This is a genomic window from Bacillus sp. EB106-08-02-XG196, assembly GCF_013396335.1.
Taxonomy (GTDB): domain Bacteria; phylum Bacillota; class Bacilli; order Bacillales; family Cytobacillaceae; genus Neobacillus.
The window spans coordinates 79,233-103,459 of sequence record NZ_JABWSY010000004.1 but is presented as its reverse complement, the minus strand read 5'-3'; the positions used below and the strand labels follow the sequence as shown (position 1 = coordinate 103,459).

Below are 24,227 nucleotides of genomic sequence, written 5' to 3'. Positions count from 1 at the left end.
AATGTTGGCAGAAAAACTTCTTTTGAATTTACTTATTACGATCTCACCAGTCCTGCTGTATAGTGTCCTTACAGATCAAAAAAGAAAACTAGATTCACCTATTATTTGTGGACTATTACAAAGTACTGCAGCACTTTTATGTATGATTTTTTCATATGCTAACTATGGTTTTAACTGGGACCTCCGCTATGTTCCGTTGGTAATCGCCTTTTTATATGCTGGTCCAATTGCTGGAGGAATGGTTTTAACGACTATTATTGCAGCACGGTTATTAATGGGTGGGGACACTGTATTATTTGGTCTTGTTAATACTTCGTTAATTGCTATCATTCCCATTCATATTATGAAAAGTTTCTGGGGCTACACTCCAAATAAAAGAGTCCTGATTACGGCATTAATCGGTGCATGGTCCTTGCTAGTTTGCTTTTTATCATTAACTGTACACCAAAGCTTGGAGGGGCAGGCAGTGAATATTAATACTAATATTCCGGACCTTTTAATTGTTGGAATAATTGATACCATAGCTATTGCCATTTCTGCTAAGCTGAATGAGGGGTTAGTGGAACGGTCTATAATGAGAGTAGAAATTCAAAAATCAGAAAAACTAAATACATTGGGTGAACTTGCTGCTTCTATCGCACACGAGGTCCGTAATCCGTTAACAGTTGTTAAAGGGTTTTTACAGCTCATGCAGCAGGAGGAGAAAGGGAAAAATTACGATTATTTTTCACTTGTATTAAGTGAATTGGGGCGTGCAGAGTCGATTATTAATGATTATTTGAACTTTGCTAAACCTCAATTTGATAAAATAGAGGAATTCCCCTTGGTTGATGTCCTTACAGAAGTTAAAATGCTCCTTGATCCACTCGCTTTAAAACAAGGAGTTCAATTACATAGTTATTTAGATTCAGGTGATTTTCACCTTTTTACAGATAGAAATCAGTTGAAACAGGCGCTGGTGAATCTAATTAAAAATGCAATTGAAGCCACCTCTGAAGGTGGAAAAGTAACCATAACCCTAAAGCAAATAGACCATTATGCATATATCTATATTGCAGATACAGGGAAGGGAATGAATCATGAACAACTCTCTCGGATAGGGACTTTGTTTTATACAACAAAGGATAAAGGTACTGGCCTTGGGACATCTGTGTCATTAAGAATTATCGAAACAATGAAAGGAAAAGTATCCTATAAGAGCAAACTAGGTATTGGGACAGAAGTTACCATGATTCTTCCAGAAGGTAAAAAGGAATTGGTTAATATTTGATTATTAAGAAGCTAACCAACTCAAGCTTGGTTAGTTTCTTTGTATTATCGTTGAAAATAAGCAGATTCAGAAGAAGTCTTGTCGAATTTTATCGAATTTCCATAAAAAACATCAAGAATTTTGTTAGAAAAGTGGTAGAATAGTAGGAGATAATTTGAATCACATAATTAAGGGAGTAACAGAAATGATAATAAGCCCCATGAGTCCCAAATTAATTACAGAAGAGACAAAAAATATAAAATTTTTTCTAGTACTATTTTATATTTTTTTCATTGCATATGATATTTTTAATTACTACCTTATGCCTATATATACGAAAGAAGGCGAGATTGGTCTTTCGGATAAAAGCTTAGGTTTCTGGTACCATATTGCTATCATCGGACTTCTCCCTATAGCAATTTATTTTATCAAAAAAGGAAATCCCTATATTGTCAAATATATTTTGCTTTTTAGCTATGCATCAGTCGAAACGATAAATAGTTTTGTAATGTACTTTGGTTCAGACCAACCATATGGTTCAGGAAATATTGTTGAATTGTTATTTATTTTTTTCTCACCGATTTTTGTGGATAAAAAATATTTCTGGACTGCTTCAATATGTATGGTAGGAAAATACGTAATCATTGGAGGTATTTTACAAGAAACTCAGGTTGTACTACCAGTAATAACTTTCTTTATTCTATCAGTAATAGCCTATTTTCTTTTAACACGTTTTACCTCCTATATCAATTCTCTAACATCAGCTCATTTAGAGCTTCGACAAAAAGAGAAACTTGCAGTGATTGGACAAATGGCTGCAGGTATTGGCCATGAGATACGTAATCCACTATCATCATTAAAAGGATTTACTCAGCTGCAACGGGAAAGATATCCAAACACAAATGAATTTTATCCTATTATGATTCAAGAAATTGATCGAATTAATTCCATTGTTAATGACTTGATGTATCTTGGAAAGCCAAGGGAGATAAAATTTGTTAAAGCAAATATAGAAGAAATAATTGCTTATACGTTATCTATTACTCAACAACAAGCTGAGAGACAAGGGGTAACGATAGAAACAATAATCGCAGGACCATTATCACCTATAGATTGTGATTCTCTCCAACTAAAACAAGTATTTATCAATCTGATAAAAAATGCAATTGAATCAATGTCTAATGGCGGAAGTATTAAGGTAAATGTGAAGGTTGTAGATAATAATAAGATGAATATCTCCATCCAAGATGAGGGTTGCGGTATAGATGAGGAAAACATTGCTAGTCTTGGAGAACCTTTCTATACCACTAAAATAGACGGAACTGGACTTGGATTAATGGTTTCAACCCAAATTATTCACGATCATGACGGTGAAATCACAATAAAAAGCAGTCTTGGTAACGGCACAATAGTTAATGTTACTTTACCGGTATCACAGATTTATGGAAAAAAATAATTCTATATTTATACAAAATTCAATACCATAATATATTACAACGTTAATACCAATAAGATATAATGTAGAAGAATATGATAAAATAAATTATATTGTAAAAATATGGGTAATTAATGAGGGATAGGACTAATAGTGCTTTCCCTTTATAGATGTATTTTTAATATATGTGTTAGAAACTCTGGAGGATTATATGATACCACATGAAGAGCAGCGAACCGTCAAATGGTTTCTAGTAATTTCTTATATTATTATGATTGGCTATGACTTTCTTTATTATTATTTAATACCTAATTATATAACTCGTACCCATAGCGGTTTACCAAATAAATTTTGGTATATAAACTACTATATTGTCTTAACGGTATTTATTCCAGCTGTAAGCTATTATTTAATTAAGGTGAAAAAGCAATATTTGATTAAATATGTGTTTATTTCCAGCTATTTATGTTTCTCTTTTCTATTTGACCTTTTAACTTACTATGGAAGAGGGGATTCCTATACCAGTGGTAATGTTGTAGAAGTATTTCTTATCTTGACACTGCCGCTCTTCTTAAATACTAGATACTTTTGGGTAGTATGTTTAGGTATAGCCACTAAATATATACTTACTGGAATAATATTAAATACTTCCTTTGTTATTATGCCAATTGTTTTAATAGCAATTTTATCGGTAATGTCCTTCTTTTTATTAATTCGCTTTCAAGGTTATGTCAAAGCCATAAGTGTATCATATGACAATCAGTTGGAGGGAATTGTAAAAGGTGTTATTGCTACACTAGAACTGAAGGATCCATATACAAGAGGGCATAGTGAGCGGGTTGCAAGTTATGCGCTGCTTTTAGCAAAAGAAATTGGAGGGTTAACAAAAGAAGATCAGAAATCATTTTATTATGCATGTTTACTGCATGATATAGGAAAAGTAAATATTCCAGATCATATACTGATGAAACCAGGAAGACTCACTAAGGAAGAATTCGATATAATAAAAACACATCCTGTTGTCGGTGCTGAAGCCGTAAAAAATGTTGAGGGTATCAAGGGTAGTATCTGTGTAATTCGTTCACACCATGAACGGTGGGATGGGAAAGGCTACCCTGATCAATTAAAGGGTAAAGAAATTCCACTACTTGCCAGAGTCTCAGCAATTGCCGATGCCTTTGACGCGATGACTTCCTCTCGATCTTATCGAGAAGCAATGAGCGTTGAAGAAGCCTATCAACGTATTATGGAAGGAAATGGTTCTCAATTTGATCCAATGCTAGTTGAAGAGTTCAAAAAGGTATACCCGGCATGGGTTAAATTTCATGAAAATTATCCGTGGACTAAAAAATGGACTTACCTTTGGGAGGTGGAATCATGAAAATCCGTAAGCTTAAGAAGGTAAAAACAACTTGCTGGTGGTGTCCTTGGTTCGGTATAAAACCATCATAAAAAAAAGTGGATGCTAGCAATATGCTATGCATCCATTTTTTTAAAATCCTTTAGTTAGGAACGGTGTTTAGATGAGCTTAACACTTAGTGCTACTCTTTCGTTGGTACCTATAGAAATTCGAAAGGACAAGAAACGATTTATCATAGAAGATAAAACTTCAGGTGAGTTTTTTGAAATGCCTGAAATTTGTGTAGACGCAATCAGTTTGATGAATCAAGGTGAGCAGCTAGGAAATATTGAGCTTTTACTGAAGGAAAAATACCCATATGAAGATGTAAATCTTCTAGAATTTGCTGAACAGCTAATCGACTTACAATTGCTTGATAGTATCGATGGAGTAAAAATTGATAAGCAGGAAATTCAAAGAGAACAATTAGGCTTTTTATGGATATCACCAAAAATAGGGAAGTTCTTTTTTAATAAGTTTACATATTTTTTGTATGGGGCAATATTCATATTGAATATTCTTCTTTTCATTGTCAATCCATCTTTATTTCCCCATCATGAGGATATATTTGTTTTTGACCTAATGGTAGTAAATGTATTATTTTGGATGTTTTTTACCTTCCTATTTGTGCTGATTCACGAATTTGGACATGTTTTGGCGATGAGGGCACACAACTTACCAACTAAATTAGAGATAGGGCATCGTATGTTTTTTGTTGTCTTTGAAACGGATATGTCTTCGGTTTGGAAATTACCTTCAAAAGACCGCAATGTTCTTTTTCTAGCAGGACTTTCTTTTGATAGTCTCATCCTTTTTGTAGCCTTAATTTTGCAGTTAATATTTCAAAGTGAACAAGGGATTATTCTAGGTTTAATGAACCTTGCAGTTTTTGATGTTGTTTTGAGGATTATTTATCAATGTTGTTTTTATATGAAGACTGATTTATATTTTGTTTTCGAGAATGTTTCAGGCTGCTACAATCTGATGGAAATGGCTCAACAGACTATTAGAAAGAAGCTACCCTTTCTTAATTCGCACGCGAGGGAAGAAGTAGTTTTCTCAGAAGAAAGAAATACTGTATTTACTTTTTCCGTTTTCTATTTTCTTGGTGTAGTTATAACGATCGCTCTATATATCATTTATTTTATTCCAGAAGTTATCCATGCGGGTAAACAGCTGCTCCCCGGTTTTGGAATGGCTCCAACAAGCCTTGCTTTTTGGGATGCGGTGCTTTTCACTCTGCAGGTTAGCATCTTCTTACTATTACTGTTGTACTCCTATCGGAAAAAGTATCGTAGAGGGATCTAAATGTGACGAAGATTTGTCTAAAATTGAATATCTAAGGGTTTTTTCCTCGTGAGATGGGGGAGTTCCCCTATATTTGTAACACTAACGAATTTCTTACAATAAGAGTAAGAAATTCGTTAGTGTTATTTTTTTTGAGGAGGAGCTCCAATGCAGGCAAATACTTCAACAAATAAAAAAGCGGAACGCTCAATCAATGATGCGTTTGCATCTAAGTTTGCAAAATCAATGTTTTTAACCATTTCCGCTATTGTTATTCTTTCTTTTATTGCAACAAGAATGTTCACCCATGTTGATTTAAATCTTTATGGATATATGGTAGGTACGATTGTTTTTATCGGGGGATTTTTCTACCGCTTTATCGCATGGGGCGAAAGACCGCCAACTAAAATCTTTATCAAAAAAGGCTTAAAGCTTTTAAAAAGAAAAAGCACACCTAAAACTGCGGTTAATCATTTAGCTATTTATGACTTCATTAAAAATCGAGGAATTCACCGTTGGATCCAGCATATTCTAATCGGTTGGGGCTGTGTTCTTGCATGTTTAGTTACCTTCCCACTCGTGTTTGGCTGGATGTATTTCACAATGGATGACAACGGCTATTATACAATCGTGTTAATGGGTATGAATTTAATGGAAGTAAATGCTGATGGTATTATTGCTTGGTTCTCATACAATGCATTAAATATCGCTGCAATCATGGTTACTGCAGGTGTATGCATGGCGTTGCAGCGCCGATTAAAAAACATGCAGGCAAGAGCAGAGCAAAAATTCATCTATGACTTCCTGCCACTTTATTTATTGTTATTTATTTCTATTACGGGACTTTTATTAACCGTTCAAAACGTATTTTTACATGGCTGGATGCAGCCGCAAATGTCATTGATTCACCAATTTTCCGTGATTGTCACACTAATTTATTTACCATTTGGAAAACTTGCTCATATTCCTTTCCGTCCGGTAAGTGTCTTTGCGAGGAATTACCGTGAGCACTATGCTGAACAGGAAGAGAAAAAGTGTAAAGTTTGCGGCGATCATTTCGTTTCAGTTGAACAGTCGAATGATGTCATTCAAGTATTGGGAGTAAATGCGATTAAATTCAATATGGAAGATGGATTTAATCTTGCTGAATTATGCCTTCCATGCCGTAGAAAATACAGAATATCAAGATTCTCAGGATTCGCAACGCACCAAGTGAAGGTCAAGGAGGCAAATCAGAATGCAAAGGGATAAGTTTTTCAAGGAAATAGAAAATGTCCGTCATCCAAATGAAACTCTTGTAAAAACGCACTGCAGCTATTGCGGTATGCAATGTGGGATGAATTTACGTGTAAATACAAAGACCAATAAAATAATCGGTGTTGAGCCTCGCTATGATTGGCCAGTAACCGTCGGTAAAATGTGTCCAAAAGGAGTTACTGCCTATCAGCAAACGAATCATGATGATCGTATCTTGAAACCTTTGATTCGTGATGATGCTTCCCTAAAAGGAACAAAAGAAGGATTCCGTGAAGCAACATGGGAAGAAGCATATAGCTTAATTGCTAAAAGATTTGGAGAGCTTCAAAACAAATACGGAAAAGATACTCTATCTGTATTCAGCGGTGTTTCAATGACCAATGAAAAATGTTATTTAACAGGAAAGTTTGCAAGGGTTGCTATGCAAACAAGGTACATTGACTATAATGGTCGTTTCTGTATGTCCAGTGCGGCAGGCGGATTCCTCCGTTCTTTCGGTGTAGACCGTGGATCCACTTTACCATGGACAGATCTTCATGAAACGGATTGTTTGTTTATTGCGGGAAGTAATACTGCTGAATGTCATCCCACTTCAATGTTTAGAGTATGGGCGGTACAGGAAAGAGGAGGCTATTTAATTGTAGCTGACCCTCGTGAAACACCAATTGCAAGAAGAGCGGACGTTCATTTGGATTTAAGACCAGGTACAGACCTTGCCCTTGCAAATGGAATCTTGAATCTATTAATTCAAAATGGCTATGCAAATGAGGAATTTGTTAATAACCATACAAATGGTTTTGAAGAAACAAAAGAATTAGTAAAAGAATTTACACCAGAATATACAAGTGAGCTAACAGGTGTTGCTCCTGAAAAGATTATCCGAGCAGCGGAAATTTACGGGAAAGCACCAAATGCAGTCGTAATGTTTGCTCGTGGTATCGAGCAGCAGCATAAAGGGGTAGATAATGTTTCTGCCTATACGAATATGGCCTTAGTAACAGGGAAAATTGGACGGCCAAAATCTGGTGTTGCAACTTTTACAGGTCAAGGAAATGGTCAGGGCGGCCGTGAGCATGGACAGAAGTCAGATTTACTTCCAGGCTATCGCAAAATTACAAATCCAAAGCATGTTGAAGAGGTTTGCCAGGTTTGGGGAATTACTCCTGAAGAAATGCCGCAGCCAGGTGTTTCGGCTTATGAAATGTTTGAATTAATGGAGCAAAAAACCATTCGGGCTATGTATCTGCTTTGTTCGAATCCTGCTGTATCAGCACCGAATTTGAACTTCGTCCGTAAAGCAATGAAAGGTTTAGATTTCATGGTATGTGCGGACTTCTATCTTTCAGAATCTGCAGAGTTTGCAGATGTCATTCTTCCGACAGTTACATGGTCTGAAGATGAAGGGACAGTAACAAATCTTGAAGGACGTATTATTAAAATTAACAAAGCACAAGAACCACTTGGTGAATCAAAGCCAGATTGGCAGATCCAAGCAGAGCTTGCAGAATACCTAGGAAGAGGAAAGTATTTCTCTCACCTAAAAACAGCTAAAGATGTTGCTGATGAGTTCCGATTAGCAACAAAAGGCGGATATGCTGATTATTATGGTGCAACATGGGATAAAATCGACAAACAAGACGGAGTTTTCTGGCCGTGTAAAGATGAGAATGACGAAGGAACTCCACATATGTTCTTAGATAAAAAATTCTATCATCCAGATGGAAAGGCAAAAATTTGTGCACTTCCATACCGTCCGCCAGCTGAAGAGCCGGATCAAGAATATCCATTGCGCTTAACAACAGGCCGTGTTGTGTATCATTATTTATCAGGTAATCAAACGAGAAGAATTAATTTCTTACGCGATATGTGTCCTGAGCCATACGTTGAAGTACACCCAGAAACAGCTGAAAAATATAACATTAAACATGAAGAAATGGTTCGCCTATATACTCGTCGAGGCGAAGCTGAATATAAAGTTAAAATCACTGAAGCTATCCGAAAAGATACGGTTTTTGTACCCTATCATTTTGGTCACGATAAATCTATTAATCTATTAACGATTGCTGCTCTTGATCCAATGTCAAGAATGCCGGAATTTAAAGCTTGTGCAGCGCAGATTGAAAAACTTGAACTAAAGAAGGTGCAGTAAATGAAAAAGAGGTTATATCTTGAACTAGAAAACTGTATAGGCTGTCGCTCGTGTTTGGCTGCCTGCACACAGTGCGGAGGGCATGAGGAGCGTAACCGTAACTACGTTTACGATGTTAACCCGCTTGTTAACCGTCAAACTATGCCTCTAATGTGCCTTCACTGTGTGAACCCAGCATGTGCGAGAAGCTGTCCGGCGCAAGCAATCCAAATTCATGAAACAGGAGCCGTTCTTTCGGCACTTGTGGAAAAGTGTATTGGCTGTCAAAACTGTACGATTGCCTGCCCATACGGTATACCAAAGTTTGATACCGAGCAAAATCTAATGTATAAGTGCGATCTTTGTATCGACCGTACAAAAGACGGAATCCCTCCAATGTGTGCAAGTGTATGTCCATCAAATACATTGCAATGGTTAACTGATGAAGAAATAGAAGCAAAGCAAAAGCAATTTAATTTAGATAATGGTAAATGGGTTACAAGTATGCCTTATTTAGAAGGCGAAACAAATGTTAGAGTGAATCTCCCTGGTATCCTTCAGGGTGTCACAAAATTGTTTTAGGAGGGATTAACATGACAGATAAAAGTAATAAAATCCCGTTCAATGAAGATAACTATACACATAATATAAACCGCAATAATGAACGAAAACTCGACCGCCGCGGGTTTATGAAAACATTAGTTGGAGCTGCAGGTGTATTTGCAGTTTCCTCTCTTCCTTGGGGTGTATTGGCTGCGAAAGAGCTTAACGGACTGGGAGACAAAAAATATCCAAAACAGAAAATTATCGATGTAAAGTCTTTACCTATTGGCGATGCAGTAGATTTCCATTTTCCAGGCGAGCATGATAGCGCGATTTTAATCAGGTTATCCGAGGAGAAATATGTTGCTTATCAAAATGCTTGTACTCATCTTCGCTGCCCTGTATTTTGGAAGAAAGATGAGGGCGAAATGCTCTGCCCATGTCATCACGGGAAGTTTGACGTTGAAACAGGTGCGCCTACAGCTGGTCCGCCTAGACGCCCGCTCCCTGAGATTTATGTGAAAGTAGAAAACGGAACCGTTTTTGCTGTAGGGGTGAAGCGATATGAAGCGTAGTTACCTAAGTGTTGCTCTCCTTTTAGCCGTCTTAATGTTAAATATTATTGCTACACAATATATGGTTCATCAGTATTTTTATGAAAATTATACAAACACAATTGCTGCAGCAGTCTTCAATGTAATCCTTTTTCCTGCCGCACTCCTTATTTATAAAAAGGGTGTGAAAATCAATGAATAGTGAAACGTATTTAGATTTTTGTTTCATACGAGAACAAACAGGTGATTTTGCTGCCGATATTGATGAATTATTGAAAAACATGTTTGGGAAAAAGCGATTAAATTGGTTTCTTGAGGAAAAGACAATCGATGGAGCAGAAATGGTGATCGCAGAAGTAAAAGGAATGAGTGATTGGAGCTCAGAGGAAGAAACTATCCTATTCATAGAGGACCATGCGGATTCAAAGTTTTGGGAGTATCTGCAAGGTTACAAAATGTTCATCTATCCAGTCAAGAAGGGATGTAACAGCTGTGGAACCCATTAATGTTGATGAATTACAGAGATTCGTTGGGGCGACTGTTGAAATCGCTATTTCTGATCAGGAGGGTGGGGATCAAGCTCCTACTGTAAAAAGGGCAATAAAAAAAGTCCAAAACTGTCCTGATCGTACACATGTCCGTTTCTATTTTGATGATATATATTTTTTAGCAGTACCGCTTATTAGCAATGTAAATCAATCAGAAGATATGTTTTCAGCTTCTGACCTAGAAAGTGGTTTAACCTATACGTTTAAAAAAGTATAGGTTTTTTCAAATAAAAAAGAGATAAGGGGGGAAGGTAATGGAGCATTCTGAATCAAAGCATCTAATTAACTCTTATATTATTCAATCGCAGGAAGAGGAAATTAAACGAATATCATTGGAACTCCATGAAGGTGTTGGACAAAACCTGTTTAGTATTCTAACTGGACTACAATTCGTTGCATCTGGAATTAGTCAGCCGCATTTAAAAAATCACTTGAATGAAATGACACAGTTGATTGAAAAAACGATGCAAGAAATTAGACTGCTTTCCGTTGAGCTGCACCCGCCTGTCCTTACTACTCTTGGATTACTTCCAGCGGTGAAGAGTTATATTAAGTTATATACGTCTACCTTTGGTATTCTTGTTGATTTAACATCTACTGGGGAAGAACAGCAAATAACAGAGCGAAATAGTATTGCTGTTTTTCGAGTGTGCCAGGAAGCACTTGCAAATATCGCAAAATATGCGGATACATCTAATGTAAAGATGGAGTTTTGCTGGAGTGAAGATGAGTTAAGGATTTCCATTCTAGATTTCGGCAAGGGATTTCAAACAGAAACCATTACAAAGAATCCTTATGCATTTGGAATTGCCTCCATGAAGGAAAGAATGCTTCTAACTGGCGGACAGTGTGTGATTTCCTCTAAAATAGGAGAAGGAACATCTATTGAATTATCTCTTCCCTTATAGGGAGCAAAGGAGAGTTAAAATTGATCAAAATCCTATTGGTTGATGACCATGCTGTTGTAAGAAGCGGCTTGAAGATGCTATTAAATACGAATCCTGAAATTGAAGTGATTGGAGAAGCATCTGAGGGGAATGAAGGAATTAAAAAAGCGTTGAAGCTTAAACCTAATGTGGTAGTGATGGACTTAAGTATGCCGCATGGGAAGGATGGTTTAACTGCAACTGCTGAATTAAAAAAGCAGCTGCCAGAAACTAATATCTTGATTTTAACGATGCATGATGATGAGGAATATCTATTTAGAGCGGTACAGGCAGGGGCATCAGGTTGTATTTTAAAAAGTGCACCTCATGATGAGCTGATGGCAGCAATCGAATCAGTTGCAAACGGAGATGCATATCTTCATCCAGCAGCAACTAAAAGATTAATGGAAGAATATTTAGGAAGCATTAAGCATGACAGCCATGATACCTATCATCTTTTATCCGAGCGTGAAAAGGAAGTTCTAACGCTTGTAGCTAAAGGTTATGCAAACAAAGAAATAGCGGAACAGTTAGTCATAAGTGTAAAAACGGTAGAAACTCATAAGGGGAACTTAATGGAAAAACTGCAAATGAAGACTAGACCTGAACTGGTGGAATATGCGGTTAAAAAGGGGCTATTAGGTTATGGAATATAAGGAGAAGACCAACGAATGACAGAAATAACAGAAAATAATGGGGTAATGGAGGTCTGTAATCAGTTACTGAAGGAGGTAGGCTGTGATTTTGTTGCCCTTGCCCTTCAAAATGAAGTTGGCCCCGATGTTCGATGGCACTATGCTTCAGGGAACGTAAACGATAAATATAAGAGAATTACCGTCCGTTTTGGAAAAGGAATCGCTGGAAAGATCATTTCAAGCGGTAGTCCAATGATGTTGAGTGACTTTCCGAATGATATCTATGGAAAAGTAACCGACCATCCCATTATGCTTGCTGAGAAGCTTATTTCCTGTTATGCGGTACCTTTATTTTTTAATGGCTCTCCAAAAGGTGTATTACTTGTTGGAAAGAGGGTGTCATACACTTTTTCTGAAGATGAGCAAGAACAGGTGAAAGAGTCAGCTGAATCTGTTGAGCAGCTCTTAGGAAGCCAAATCTTAGGAGGAGGGGCTTAAGTCATGGAGACAAATCATCAGCAGTCACTAAATGAGCTCACCAGCCTAGAGTTGGAATTAAAAAAGTCAATTCAAGAATTAATGGATATAAAATTTGCCCTTGATGAATCTTCCATTGTAGCAATAACGGATTCTAGAGGAACAATTACATATATAAATGAACAATTTATTCAAATTTCAAAGTATACAAAAGATGAGCTGATGGGGCAGGACCATCGGATATTAAATTCCGGCTACCACTCTGCAGAGTTTTTTAAGGAAATGTGGAGAACGATTGGTGCTGGGGATGTTTGGAAAGGTGAAATCCGTAACCGTGCCAAAGATGGAAGCTATTATTGGGTAGATACTACAATCGTTCCTTTCTTAAATGATAAGGGGAAGCCCTATCAATATTTGGCGATTCGATACGAAATAACAGAACGAAAAAGAGTGGAACAGGAACTTCAAAAAATGATGACAACCATCATTGATGTTCAAGAGGAAGAACGAAAGCGATTATCACGAAATTTACATGATGGCATTGGTCAAAATCTATATAGTCATCTAATTACAATAAATCGTTTATTGTCAGAATTAGATCATCCGCTTCTCCATCAAATGCAAAGGGAAGCAACCCAATTAATTGAAGAAATTCGCGATATATCATGGGAATTGCGTCCATCAGTATTGGATGACCTTGGACTTGTTCCTGCGATTCGTTCCTTCCTTTCCCGCTTTTCTGAGAACTATCATATTGACGTTTTTTTTGAATGTTTGTTAAAACGCCGACTCGATATAAGTATTGAATTAACCATTTACCGGATCATTCAGGAAGCATTAACAAATATAAGAAAGTACGCAGAAGTATCCGAGGCGGCTGTTACCGTTAGAGATTTTGACCAGAGTGTCAGGGTAATGATAGAAGATAAGGGGAGAGGCTTTGAGACAGGCTCCCAAACCCGTGGTGTTGGGCTTTTCAGTATGGATGAAAGAGCGCGGGCAGTTGGAGGAGAACTGACGATTAACTCCTCACCTGGAAAGGGGACAAGAGTAATCCTAGAAATCCCAAAATAAGCTGAAGATATAAAAAGTAGAACCTGGCATTATGCCAGGTTCTACTTTTTATATCTTAAATGAACTTTTTAAAGAAACAATTCGGTTAAAGACGAGTTTATCTACTGTCGTATGCTTTGGATCTACATTGAAATATCCATGTCTAAAAAATTGGAATTTGTCATAAGGTCTGCTTTCGCGCATGTTTGGCTCAACAAATCCTTGTAATACCACTAGAGATTCAGGATTTACGTTATCAAGGAAGGTTTTATCTTCCTCTTCTTCTTCAGTTTTATCGAGAATAAGTGGTTCGTATAAACGAAACTCCGCTGGCACGGAATTGGTTGCTTCCACCCAATGAATGGTACCTTTTACCTTACGGCCAGTAAAGCCAGTACCACTTTTGGTTAGCGGGTCATAGGTGCAGCGAAGTTCAACAACTTCTCCGTTTACATCCTTGATGACTTCTTCGCATTTAATAAAATAAGCATGTTTAAGGCGTACCTCATTACCAGGGAAGAGGCGGAAATATTTAGCCGGAGGATTTTCCATGAAATCGTCTTTTTCGATGTAGATTTCACGAGAAAATGGAATTTTCCGTAAACCCATTTCTGGAACTTCAGGATTAATCTCGGCATCAAGTAATTCAATTTGCCCTTCTGGATAGTTTGTGATGACAACTTTTAATGGATTTAGAATTCCCATTGTCCGAGGAGCTTTTAATTTTAAGTCTTCTCTAACAAAGTGTTCAAGCATTTGGGAATCTACGGCGCCAGAACCTTTCCCTACACCTGTCTCACGAACGAAATTACGAATCGAATCAGGGGTAAAACCTTTTCGTCTCATTCCAGAGATTGTAGGCATCCTTGGATCATCCCAGCCATCAACAAACCCTTCGTCCACAAGCTGCTTAAGCTTACGCTTGCTCATTACGGTGTTCGTCACGTTTAAGCGGCCAAATTCAATTTGTTGCGGCGTACTTTCCATTTCGCATTGTTCCACTATCCAGTTATAAAGTGGACGTTGGTCTTCAAACTCAACGGTACAAATGGAATGAGTTACGTCTTCAATTGCATCCTCTAAAGGATGAGCAAAAGCATACATCGGATAGATACACCATTTATCGCCTGTGTTATGGTGTGTTGCATGAGCAATTCGATAAATGACAGGATCACGTAAATTGATATTTGGAGATTTCATATCAATTTTTGCACGCAGAACCTTTTGACCATTTGTAAATTCTCCGTTTCTCATCCGTTCAAATAAATCAAGATTCTCCTCGGCCGAACGATCACGATAAGGGCTCTCTTTACCAGGAGAGGTCAAGGTGCCACGGTACTCACGAATTTCGTCAGCGGACAGGTCATCCACATAGGCAAGTCCTTTTTTAATTAACAGCACAGCCCGTTTGTACATTTCTTCAAAATAATCTGAAGCAAAATATAAGTTATCCCATTCAAATCCAAGCCATTTCACGTCTTCTTTAATGGAATTAACATATTCGACATCTTCCTTTAACGGATTGGTGTCATCAAATCGTAAATTGGTTTTTCCGTTAAATTCATCCGCTAATCCAAAATTAATGATGATGGATTTAGCATGACCAATATGTAAATATCCATTGGGCTCTGGAGGGAAACGAGTGATAATTTTATCGTGTTTGCCAGATTCCAAATCCTTAATCATAACATCTTTTATAAAATTAGAACTTAGATTGTCCACTCTATTCAACCTCTTTCTTTCATCTCTATTACTTATAAATAACATAAAATATGATATTTTTCCATTGTACCCAACTATTCATTAGAAAAATAGTGAAATTGGTAAAAAGAAAGCAAAAAGGCTACAATATATGCTTATAGAAGGAATGGAAGGGGATTTAATATGATTAATTTAGGTACAGTCGGAACAGGGTGGATTACAGAATCCTTTATAGAGGCAGCAAAATTGAGCGGGAAACTAAATTTAACAGCAGTCTATTCCCGAACAGATGAAAAAGCAAAACACCTTGCCCATACATATAACGCAGCATACTTTTTTACTGATTTAGAGGAAATGGCAAAAAGTTCTGAGATTAAGGCTGTCTATATTGCTTCACCTAATTCAGTCCACTTTGAGCAGGCACTTACTTTTTTAAAAAATAAGAAGCATGTTATTTGTGAAAAGCCGATATTTTCAAATACAGCTGAATTAGAAAAAGCTTATCAAATTGCTGAGGAAAATGGTGTTTATTTATTTGAAGCTATACGCAATATTCATACACCAAACTTTCGTATTTTAAAAGAAAAGCTTCATATGGCAGGTAATCTAAGAAGTGCTATTCTTCCATATATGAAGTATTCTTCACGCTACGATTTGTTTTTACAAGGGGAGGAACCGAATATCTTCTCAAGTACCTATTCAGGCGGAGCTTTAGTAGATTTAGGTGTGTATCCGCTCTTCTTAGCTATCGGGCTATTTGGAGAGCCGCAAAAGGTCACCTATTATCCAGTTAAACTGCGGAGCGGTATCGATGGCAGCGGTACACTTATTTTAGAATATCAAGACTTTGTCTGTACTATACTTTGTTCAAAGATTTCAGATTCCGTTCTTCACTGTGAGATTCAAGGAGAAAAGGGTACCTTTGTCCTAGAAGATGCCGCTCCAATATCTGAAATAAAATTCCTTGACTGTCATACAAAAGAGAGTGAAATCTTCAGTGTGGCCCAGGAAGAAAAAGATATGGTCTATGAATGCATCAATATCGCTGAAATCATTGAAACCAACAATGACCAAGAATATGAGAAGCTAAAGCAATGGAGTAATTTTGTACTGCGTGTAACGGAAGAAGCACGGAAACAGAATAATATTGTTTTTGGAGTAGAACGCTAGGTGAATGTAACCCTATACTTCTTACAAACTAATTATGTCTGTTTTAAGTATAGGGTTGTGAACTCTTTATGAAAACGGCATTCTTGATGACTTTTATCACATCCCCGATTTTCCTTCGTTCCTTATATTTAAGGTGAAGAAGATTGGGGGAATCGTAATGAAGTCAATGAACTGGTACAAGAAACAGTTGAAAAGAAAACCGGTTCAAATAACAAGGTACGTCGTTCAAGCTGTATTCCTGTTATTTTTACTATATGTCGGTGTCCGTTTTTATCAATTTTATATGCATTTTGAAACCCTAGGAGAAACACCTTTTGTTGAAAGACCATCAGCAGTCGAAGGATTCCTGCCAATTAGTGCTTTAATGGCATTGAAGGTATGGCTTGCAACTGGGGACTTTGATGTCATACATCCAGCAGGCCTCGTTTTATTAAGCTTTTTTGTAGGCGGAGCTATTATTTTCAAGAGATCTTTTTGCAGCTGGATTTGTCCGATTGGAACAGTTGGGGAATGGATCAGCAGATTGGGGAAAAAACTTTTCAAAAGAAATTTCGAGGTACCCACTTGGCTCGTTTGGCTGCTAACCCCAATTAAGTATTTATTACTACTTTTCTTTTTAGGTATGGTTATCGTAATGCCGACGTATGGTGCAATTTCCTTCTTAAACGAACCATATAACAAAATATCGGATGTGAAAATGCTGACATTTTTCTTAGATATTAGTGGTTTTGGCCTTGGCTTTCTAACCGTGATGTTTGTACTGTCTTTATTCTATAAAAATTTCTGGTGCAGATTCCTCTGCCCTTATGGAGCGTTCATCGGACTTGGTTCGATATTTAGAATTTCCAAGATTAGTAGAAATGAAGAAACTTGTACGAACTGTGAAATGTGTACGAAGGTTTGTCCTTCCAGAGTAAAGGTGCATAAGGTCGAAACCGTAAATAACTTAAATTGTACAGCTTGTATGGCCTGTGTAGAGGCATGCCCTGTAAAGGATACCTTGAACATGACAGTAGCAAATAAAAAGGTAAGTAAATGGTTTATTCCGGTTTCATTCTTTGTCGTATTCTTCTTAATAGTTGGCTTTGCAAAAATGACGGGACACTGGGAAACCATTATCAGTTATGAAGAATGGAAAATATTAATTCCTGAAGCAAAATATATAGACTAAGCAAAAGAGAGTAACCTGATTCGTACAATCAGGTTACTTTTTTTTTAGAGGAAATTTTCTGACTATTTTTTAAAATAGAGTTGAAAAACCCAAAAATGTCCAATATAATAAAAATATACATTTCCAAATAAACAATCTTATTTCTTATTTGGAAATTTAATGCTTCAAAAATTAATCGATAACAGGAGTGAGTAAAATGGAAACTCGTTATACACATAGTCCAGAAGATATTCGTCATTATTCAACAGAACAATTACGCAAGGAATTTTTAGTAGAAAGTATTTTTGTACCAGGGGAAGTAAGATTGACGTATACCCATAACGACCGAATGATCTTTGGCGGTGTTACACCAACAAATCAGCCTTTAACGATTGAACTCTCTACAGAATTAGGAGTTACCTACTTCTTAGAACGACGTGAACTTGGTGTAATTAATATCGGTGGACCAGGATCTATTGTAATCGAAGGCAGAGAAGAACCAATGAAAAAGCAAGATGGATATTACATTGGAAAAGAAACAAAGGATATTCAATTCAAATCAGAAGATCCGTCTAATCCGGCAAAATTCTATACAGTATCTGTACCGGCTCACCATAAATATTCAAATGTAAGAATTAGTATTGATAATATTGAACCAATGGTGACAGGGGATTCATCCACGTTAAATCATCGTTCTATCTATCAATATATTCACCCGAACGTATGTGAAAGCTGCCAGCTTCAAATGGGATATACCATCCTGACTCCAGGTAGTGCTTGGAACACAATGCCAAGTCATACACATGAACGCCGCATGGAAACGTATCTATATTTCGATATGAAAGAAGATACTCGTGTCTTCCATTTCATGGGCAAACCGGATGAAACCAAACATTTAGTTATTGCGAATGAACAGGCTGCCATCTCACCAAGCTGGTCTATTCATACAGGTGTAGGTTCAAGTGACTATACTTTCATTTGGGCAATGTGCGGTGAAAACATTACATATAATGATATGGACATGGTTCCAATGAAGGACTTAAAATAAATCCTTTTGTTCATTGATTGTTTTAATGTACTTCATTAAATAGAATTGGAGGCTTTGAAAATGACGCAGGACTTACAACAATTTTCATTAGATTATTTTAAATTAGATGGAAAAGTCGCGATTGTGACAGGTGGTAATACGGGAATTGGACAAGGCTTTGCGGTTGCGCTGGCAAAAGCAGGTGCGGATCTTTTTATCACGACTCATGGGAACAAATGGGGAGAAACGATAGAACTAATTGAAAAAGAAGGACGTCGTGCAGCGTTTTTTCAAGGTGATTTAACAGATAAACAAGTTTCAAAAGATATCGTAGCTAAATGCTTAGAAACATATGGAAGAGTAGATGTTTTGGTGAATAACGCAGGGACTATCCGCCGTTCGCCTATACTAGAATATAAGGAAGAAGATTGGGATGCAGTAATGGATATCAACCTTAATGCTGTTTACTCATTGAGCCAAGAAGCTGCAAAGGTAATGGTAGAGCAAGGCAGCGGAAAAATCATTAATGTTGCTTCCATGCTTTCTTTCCAAGGTGGAAAATTTGTACCATCCTACACGGCAAGTAAACACGGTGTCGCTGGATTAACAAAAGCATTTGCAAATGAATTAGCGATAAAAGGCATACAAATTAATGCCATCGCACCTGGTTATGTTGAAACGAAAAATACAGCACCAATTCGTGAGGATGAAGTGCGTCATGCAGAAATTACTTCTCGTATACCTGCTGGACGATGGGCAACTCCAGCTGATTTGCAAAGTGTAGTAGTTTTCCTTGCAAGCAGAGCATCTGATTATATGAATGGGGCCATTATCCCTGTCGATGGTGGCTGGTTAGTTCGCTAGTTTTACATTATAATAAGTTATAAAAATGAAGGGAGGTAACATAGTGGAGAATGCAAAACAGCCATATGGTACTGTTCTAATAAAGGCTTCTAGTATCCTTGATTTTCTTTCAGCAAAGAAAGAACCACAATCCTTAAATGTGATTGCTAAGGAAACAGGATTAACAAGTTCAACGGCCTTGAAGATATTAGATACCCTTCTTCTAATTGGTTATGTGAAAAAGCATCCTGAAACAAAGAAATTCGAACTTGGAAGTGCCTTAATTAAGTACGCAAACAAGTATCTTGCAGATCTGGACATCTCAAAAATTTCTTATCCATATTTAAAAGAGCTGCAAAATTGTTTAGATGAAACGATACACTTGGGTATTTTAGAAGGCGATGAAATCCTAACAGTTAACAAGCTGGAAACAAAAAAGCCAATTGTTTGCCTGAATTCTAGAATTGGTCTATCTAAGCCTCTTTACTGCTCCGCAATGGGAAAAGCCGTACTTTCAGAGATGTCGAATAGTGAAAAATTAGGTTACTTGTCCCGCGTGGAGCTTAAGCACATAACGGAGAATACCATTACTGATTCGGCAGCATTATTAAAACAGGTAGAGGATATAAAAAGAAATGGTTTTGCAATAGATGACAGTGAAGGTGAAAAGGATGTTTATTGTCTAGGTGTTTCACTACGAATGAATAACAAAACATATGGTGCTTTTAGCGTAAGTGTGCCATCCTATCGAATTTCACCTGAGGTTAAAGATGAAATCGTTCAAGCCATATTGAAAACAAAGGAAAATATCCAGAGAGAATTACAGCAAAATTATGTTTTTATATAAATAATAGCGATGAATCTATTTTAAGGCGTTTATGCTAAAATGGATTCTTTTTTGTTTGTTATAGCAGAAAGTTGCCATCACGCCCATTTTTACATATATATAATAAAAAAATAAAATGGGGTAGTACGGATGTCTAGAAGAAATACGGAACAGGAAAACTGGGTTACTTACCTTCTTTCCTTATCCAGAATGGTTTATCTTTTTCCGGCTGCAGTGAAAGGGATTGGCGGCAGTAAGTGGGGATATATCAATGAGAAGGGTGATTTTATTCTTCCAGCGCAATATGAAATGGCTCATGATTTTCAGGAAAATGGTTTAGCGATTGTTCAAGTAAATAATCTAACTGGAATGATCAACAATGACGGTTATTTTATTGTCAAACCAAAATATGATACAATCAGTCCCTTTTCAGAAGGGCGGGCAACTGTCATTGATGACGATGGCTTTAAAGTAATTGATGAAAGCGGGAAGGAAATTACCTCAAAGGCATATTCCTTTATTGGTGATTATCAAGATGGCAGGGCATTAGCTGCCAAGACGGATGAACATGGAGATTATCTATATGGCTATTTGAATAGACGTGGTAATGAGGTTATTCCTTTATCCTATGAATCTGCTAATAACTTTCATGACGGAAAGGCATTAGTTAAGACGATAGAGGGAAACCATGCTCTCATTGAGCTAACAGGTAAGGTAGTGAATTCTTACCCCAATCTCTTTGTCGCCGATTATGGTGAAGGTATGCTGGCATTTCGAGAAAGTAATGATGATAAATGGGGTTACATGGACGAAACAGGAAAGGTCATCATTGAGCAGCAGTTTACAGGAACACAGCCATTTGTCGATGGAAAGACAATTGTTAATGTAGAAAATAATTATTACGGCTTGATCGATACCCACGGGAAATTTATCATCAAACCACAGTATAATAGTTTGTTAAATCTCGAGGAGCATCGATATGCCCTAGGGAAAGCACCTAATCCAGAGAAGCCATATCTTTTTCAAAAGTATGCTCTTGCTGATTCCAGTGGTCAAATCCTTACAGGGTTTATCTATAATGGTATTTCAAATTTTAAGGAAGGAATTGCTTCGGCTTTCAACGATGAACTTACATTCTTTATCGATAAGCATGGTAAAAGAATAGAACATCTGCCAAAGGTTGAGGGCAGTGGTACATTAGCATTTGAGAAATCTTTAATTAAAGGGGATATCGATCTCCGAATTCTCTATTTTGATAAAAAAGGCAAGTTAATTTGGAAGCAAAATACTATCATTCCTTTAAACCACGATTATTCTGTTATCGAAAATAAATATAAACCAAACAAGGATTATTTAGTTTATTATCCACAGATAAAGGGTGTTGAAAATCAGGAGAGCGTTAATCAGAGATTGAAGGACCTATCTGGAGTGAAACCAACGCCTGCGCATACGCAATTGGAATCAAGCTATGCTGGTGATTTTGATATAGAGTTTTGTAAGAATAACCTGGTAGTCATTGAGATAAATGGATATGATTATCCTTTTGGTGCGGCACACGGAATGCCTGTTAAAAAATATGCTCATATCGACCTTAAAACGGGCAGGTTCTACCAACTAAAAGACTTATTTAAGCCGGAAGCAGATTATGTAAAGGTCATTAGTCAAATTGTTGGAGAACAAATCAAAAATAATGATCAATATTCCTATGTCTTCCCAGATTCTTATAAAGGAATAAAAGCAGACCAGGCATTCTTTATTAGTGAAGGGGCGTTGAATGTTTATTTTGAGCCTTATGAAATTGCCCCTTATGCTGCAGGCTTTCCAACTTTTACGATTCGGTTTAATGAGATAAGCAGCATCATTAATCATGATGGAGACTTTTGGCTTTCGTTTCATTAATTGACAACATCTTGGCAGCGATATATTTTTAACATAGGCAAAATTAAATGCTGTCAAGGGAGTGGGAAGAATGAAGACGATTGATATTTCCAGAAGGCTTGAAAATGGAATGCCAGTTTGGCCAGGGGATACACCCTTTCAATATGAGGTTTCGTGGTCCAAAGCAGAGAGTGGGTCTGTGAATGTTGGGAGCCTTACTATGAGTACACATACAGGGACGCATGTGGATGCGCCTTTTCATTTTGATGATAATGGAAAAAGAATGATTGAATTAGACCTCGACTTGTATATCGGTCCTGTAAGGGTACTCGATATGATTGGGAAAGATAGTATAGGAACAAAGGATCTAGAAAATGTAGATTTAGAAGGCTTTAAAAGAGTGTTGTTTAGAACTTTGGCGTGGGAAAATTCAGTTGAGTTTCCGGAAAAGATTCCTTTTATAGAAGGTAACCTTGGTCCATACTTAGCAGAGAAGGGAATTAGGCTCATCGGGGTGGATGTTCCATCGGTCGATCCGATTGACAGTAAAGACCTGCATGCGCACCATAGCTTAAATGAAAACGGAATTCATATCCTCGAATCCGTTCTTTTGGATCAAGTAGAACCAGGTGATTATGAGTTAATTGCCCTGCCCCTGCCATTGGTAGAAGGAGATGGAAGTCCAGTAAGAGCCGTGTTACGTTCACTTTAAAAAAGAAGCAGCGGGAATCAATTTCCGCTGCTTCTTTCATGAAATGCTTAACATAAATCCTATATAGCCTGAAACGATAAATAATAGACTCATTATTAAAGACAAAATCTTTGGAGCTTTTTTTATAAAAGATATAATGACTAACGCTAGAAAAAGTATAGCGATTAGAAAAAGGGTTATTGAAACAATTCCAGGGGAAAAATGGATAGGGAAATTTATATCACCCGGATGGAAAAAGGAAAACAGTTTGGAAGCACCTTCTGCCCTAATCATTGAACCCAGTTCATGAGGCGGCGAAGCTTGTCCGAGTGCACCAGTAATAGAAAAAACAATTAAAACAATCACGCTCTCAAGCTTTGCCCATGGAAGCGGATTAAAAGACGGATCTTTTTGCAGTCTTTTCCGAATCAAAAAGCTATTGATAAAGGCGAAAGCTAGTAATGGCAGAATTGCGATATGTTTAATTAATAATGTCTGCCCATAAGAAATAGCTGTTACGCTGACATATTCGGACAATTCCATATGAAAAGTCATTAAGGATATACCTGTTATGGTCGTAATAACTAAACATAAAATTGCAACAGGAGAAAACCACTTCAAGAATTGCAGCCAATGATCATGGTTCCGTGAAAACCAACTGACCACTATTAGAATTCCAACCCAAGTTGTTACAGCCAAAAAGTGGGCGGAATGTATGAGGAAACCGGCCAATTTGGATAAAGATGCTGCGTGGCTGGACCAGCCAAGGGAAGCAATTAAGATAAGCGTAAATGCTAGACCTGTCAAAGAAAATAAAGGTTTTTGTTCAAGTTTAATGGGAATTAGATAGATGAATAGAATGATCGAAATAATCCCCGTACTAATCCATGTCTTGCCAACCTCGAAATTCGTTAACACTGACTTAAGGGTGTAGCCTAAACCTAGGTCCTCATATAAATATAGAACAATTTTTAATACCGGTAAAAATGAAAATAGAGCAATTCCTAATGTGGCAGCCAAAAGCACACCTTTTGGAATCTTAATTTCCGGTCGAGCATTTTTGGGAATTAGATTCAAAATAAAGCTTCCGAGTAACAATGAAAAACAACTATAAAGTAATGCCTCACTTACGATACCTGTAATAAACATCTAGATTTGTTTCCTCCTAAAAATTAACCAATAGCTTCCAAAGCCCAAAACGATTATCAAACCCATTATGGCTGGGAATACATAATTCATCACAGAGGAATTTTCTGAATTCGTTTTATTTCCTTCTGTGGCTTCTGCCTTCATAACCGCTTCAGTATCTTTGGCGGAAGTTTCGATTTCTTTAGTCGTTTTAACTTGTGCTGGTGGTGTTGTATTTGTTTCCAAGTGGGAATCCGCAAAGGTATGTGAACCAAATAAAAAGAACAACAAACATGAAACCAGAGTAAGTTTACTTAACAT

General features: G+C 37.1%; 25 protein-coding genes. 22 read left to right on the top strand and 3 right to left on the bottom strand.

Annotation, left to right across the window (positions count from 1 at the left end; genetic code table 11):
• Nucleotide 1 precedes the first annotated feature (1 nt).
• The 15 genes from MLOOGBEN_RS07905 (at nucleotide 2) to MLOOGBEN_RS07835 (ending at nucleotide 13,513) form a co-directional block, all read left to right on the top strand.
• Nucleotides 2-1,270, top strand: coding sequence for an ATP-binding protein (locus MLOOGBEN_RS07905; protein WP_179157713.1), 1,269 nt, complete (start codon nucleotides 2-4; stop codon nucleotides 1,268-1,270).
• A gap of 184 nt (nucleotides 1,271-1,454) precedes the next feature.
• Nucleotides 1,455-2,705, top strand: coding sequence for an ATP-binding protein (locus tag MLOOGBEN_RS07900; RefSeq protein WP_256988972.1), 1,251 nt, complete (start codon nucleotides 1,455-1,457; stop codon nucleotides 2,703-2,705).
• Nucleotides 2,706-2,895: 190 nt separating this feature from the next.
• Nucleotides 2,896-4,065: an HD-GYP domain-containing protein gene (locus tag MLOOGBEN_RS07895; RefSeq protein WP_179157712.1), complete on the top strand. Its 1,170-nt coding sequence runs from the start codon at nucleotides 2,896-2,898 to the stop codon at nucleotides 4,063-4,065.
• 142 nt (nucleotides 4,066-4,207) lie between these two features.
• Nucleotides 4,208-5,392, top strand: coding sequence for a hypothetical protein (locus MLOOGBEN_RS07890; RefSeq protein ID WP_179157711.1), 1,185 nt, complete (start codon nucleotides 4,208-4,210; stop codon nucleotides 5,390-5,392).
• 147 nt (nucleotides 5,393-5,539) lie between these two features.
• Nucleotides 5,540-6,622 carry a hypothetical protein gene (locus MLOOGBEN_RS07885; protein WP_179157710.1) on the top strand — a complete coding sequence of 361 codons (1,083 nt, stop codon included), beginning with the start codon at nucleotides 5,540-5,542 and terminating at the stop codon, nucleotides 6,620-6,622.
• Nucleotides 6,609-8,777, top strand: a complete 2,169-nt coding sequence (locus MLOOGBEN_RS07880; RefSeq protein WP_179157709.1) for a molybdopterin oxidoreductase family protein — start codon at nucleotides 6,609-6,611, stop codon at nucleotides 8,775-8,777. The genes MLOOGBEN_RS07885 and MLOOGBEN_RS07880 overlap by 14 nt, the downstream gene beginning before the upstream one ends.
• Nucleotides 8,778-9,338: a 4Fe-4S dicluster domain-containing protein gene (locus MLOOGBEN_RS07875; protein ID WP_063253156.1), complete on the top strand. Its 561-nt coding sequence runs from the start codon at nucleotides 8,778-8,780 to the stop codon at nucleotides 9,336-9,338.
• Nucleotides 9,339-9,349: 11 nt separating this feature from the next.
• Nucleotides 9,350-9,874: a QcrA and Rieske domain-containing protein gene (locus MLOOGBEN_RS07870; RefSeq protein WP_179157708.1), complete on the top strand. Its 525-nt coding sequence runs from the start codon at nucleotides 9,350-9,352 to the stop codon at nucleotides 9,872-9,874.
• Nucleotides 9,864-10,055: a hypothetical protein gene (locus MLOOGBEN_RS07865; RefSeq protein WP_179157707.1), complete on the top strand. Its 192-nt coding sequence runs from the start codon at nucleotides 9,864-9,866 to the stop codon at nucleotides 10,053-10,055. The genes MLOOGBEN_RS07870 and MLOOGBEN_RS07865 overlap by 11 nt, the downstream gene beginning before the upstream one ends.
• Complete coding sequence (locus tag MLOOGBEN_RS07860; protein WP_179157706.1) at nucleotides 10,048-10,359, top strand: hypothetical protein; 312 nt, start codon at nucleotides 10,048-10,050, stop codon at nucleotides 10,357-10,359. The genes MLOOGBEN_RS07865 and MLOOGBEN_RS07860 overlap by 8 nt, the downstream gene beginning before the upstream one ends.
• Complete coding sequence (locus tag MLOOGBEN_RS07855; RefSeq protein WP_179157705.1) at nucleotides 10,346-10,618, top strand: hypothetical protein; 273 nt, start codon at nucleotides 10,346-10,348, stop codon at nucleotides 10,616-10,618. The genes MLOOGBEN_RS07860 and MLOOGBEN_RS07855 overlap by 14 nt, the downstream gene beginning before the upstream one ends.
• A 37-nt stretch (nucleotides 10,619-10,655) precedes the next feature.
• On the top strand, nucleotides 10,656-11,309 hold the full coding sequence (locus MLOOGBEN_RS07850) for a sensor histidine kinase (RefSeq protein ID WP_179157704.1): 654 nt from the start codon (nucleotides 10,656-10,658) through the stop codon (nucleotides 11,307-11,309).
• Between the two features lie 20 nt (nucleotides 11,310-11,329).
• Nucleotides 11,330-11,983: a response regulator gene (locus MLOOGBEN_RS07845; protein ID WP_179157703.1), complete on the top strand. Its 654-nt coding sequence runs from the start codon at nucleotides 11,330-11,332 to the stop codon at nucleotides 11,981-11,983.
• Nucleotides 11,984-11,998: 15 nt separating this feature from the next.
• A complete protein-coding gene (locus tag MLOOGBEN_RS07840) occupies nucleotides 11,999-12,460 on the top strand; it encodes a GAF domain-containing protein (RefSeq protein WP_179157702.1) in 462 nt (153 codons plus the stop codon).
• A gap of 3 nt (nucleotides 12,461-12,463) precedes the next feature.
• A complete protein-coding gene (locus MLOOGBEN_RS07835; RefSeq protein WP_179157701.1) occupies nucleotides 12,464-13,513 on the top strand; it encodes a PAS domain-containing sensor histidine kinase in 1,050 nt (349 codons plus the stop codon).
• 48 nt (nucleotides 13,514-13,561) lie between these two features.
• Here MLOOGBEN_RS07835 and MLOOGBEN_RS07830 read toward each other — a convergent pair whose 3' ends face one another.
• Nucleotides 13,562-15,259 (bottom strand): glutamine--tRNA ligase/YqeY domain fusion protein, encoded by a 1,698-nt coding sequence (locus tag MLOOGBEN_RS07830; protein WP_218781100.1) that lies wholly within the window; start codon nucleotides 15,257-15,259, stop codon nucleotides 13,562-13,564.
• A gap of 120 nt (nucleotides 15,260-15,379) precedes the next feature.
• On the opposite strand from MLOOGBEN_RS07830, the gene MLOOGBEN_RS07825 reads away from it, so the two are divergent.
• The 7 genes from MLOOGBEN_RS07825 to kynB all read left to right on the top strand — a co-directional run bounded on the left by MLOOGBEN_RS07825 (nucleotide 15,380) and on the right by kynB (nucleotide 22,799).
• Nucleotides 15,380-16,363, top strand: coding sequence for a Gfo/Idh/MocA family protein (locus MLOOGBEN_RS07825; RefSeq protein ID WP_179157886.1), 984 nt, complete (start codon nucleotides 15,380-15,382; stop codon nucleotides 16,361-16,363).
• 157 nt (nucleotides 16,364-16,520) lie between these two features.
• Nucleotides 16,521-17,534 carry a 4Fe-4S binding protein gene (locus MLOOGBEN_RS07820; RefSeq protein ID WP_179157699.1) on the top strand — a complete coding sequence of 338 codons (1,014 nt, stop codon included), beginning with the start codon at nucleotides 16,521-16,523 and terminating at the stop codon, nucleotides 17,532-17,534.
• Between the two features lie 196 nt (nucleotides 17,535-17,730).
• Nucleotides 17,731-18,561, top strand: a complete 831-nt coding sequence (gene kduI, locus MLOOGBEN_RS07815) for a 5-dehydro-4-deoxy-D-glucuronate isomerase (RefSeq protein ID WP_179157698.1) — start codon at nucleotides 17,731-17,733, stop codon at nucleotides 18,559-18,561.
• Between the two features lie 60 nt (nucleotides 18,562-18,621).
• On the top strand, nucleotides 18,622-19,404 hold the full coding sequence (gene kduD, locus MLOOGBEN_RS07810) for a 2-dehydro-3-deoxy-D-gluconate 5-dehydrogenase KduD (RefSeq protein WP_179157697.1): 783 nt from the start codon (nucleotides 18,622-18,624) through the stop codon (nucleotides 19,402-19,404).
• A 43-nt stretch (nucleotides 19,405-19,447) separates the two neighbouring features.
• Entirely contained in the window at nucleotides 19,448-20,230 is a 783-nt protein-coding gene (locus MLOOGBEN_RS07805; protein ID WP_179157696.1) for an IclR family transcriptional regulator, read from the top strand.
• Between the two features lie 129 nt (nucleotides 20,231-20,359).
• Nucleotides 20,360-22,108: a WG repeat-containing protein gene (locus MLOOGBEN_RS07800; protein WP_256988967.1), complete on the top strand. Its 1,749-nt coding sequence runs from the start codon at nucleotides 20,360-20,362 to the stop codon at nucleotides 22,106-22,108.
• Nucleotides 22,109-22,178: 70 nt separating this feature from the next.
• Entirely contained in the window at nucleotides 22,179-22,799 is a 621-nt protein-coding gene (gene kynB, locus MLOOGBEN_RS07795; protein WP_179157695.1) for an arylformamidase, read from the top strand.
• Nucleotides 22,800-22,835: 36 nt separating this feature from the next.
• On the opposite strand, the gene MLOOGBEN_RS07790 is transcribed toward kynB, so the two are convergent.
• Both MLOOGBEN_RS07790 and MLOOGBEN_RS07785 read right to left on the bottom strand, forming a co-directional pair.
• Nucleotides 22,836-23,927, bottom strand: a complete 1,092-nt coding sequence (locus tag MLOOGBEN_RS07790) for a copper resistance D family protein (protein WP_179157694.1) — start codon at nucleotides 23,925-23,927, stop codon at nucleotides 22,836-22,838.
• Nucleotides 23,928-24,227, bottom strand: coding sequence for a hypothetical protein (locus MLOOGBEN_RS07785; RefSeq protein ID WP_179157693.1), 300 nt, complete (start codon nucleotides 24,225-24,227; stop codon nucleotides 23,928-23,930).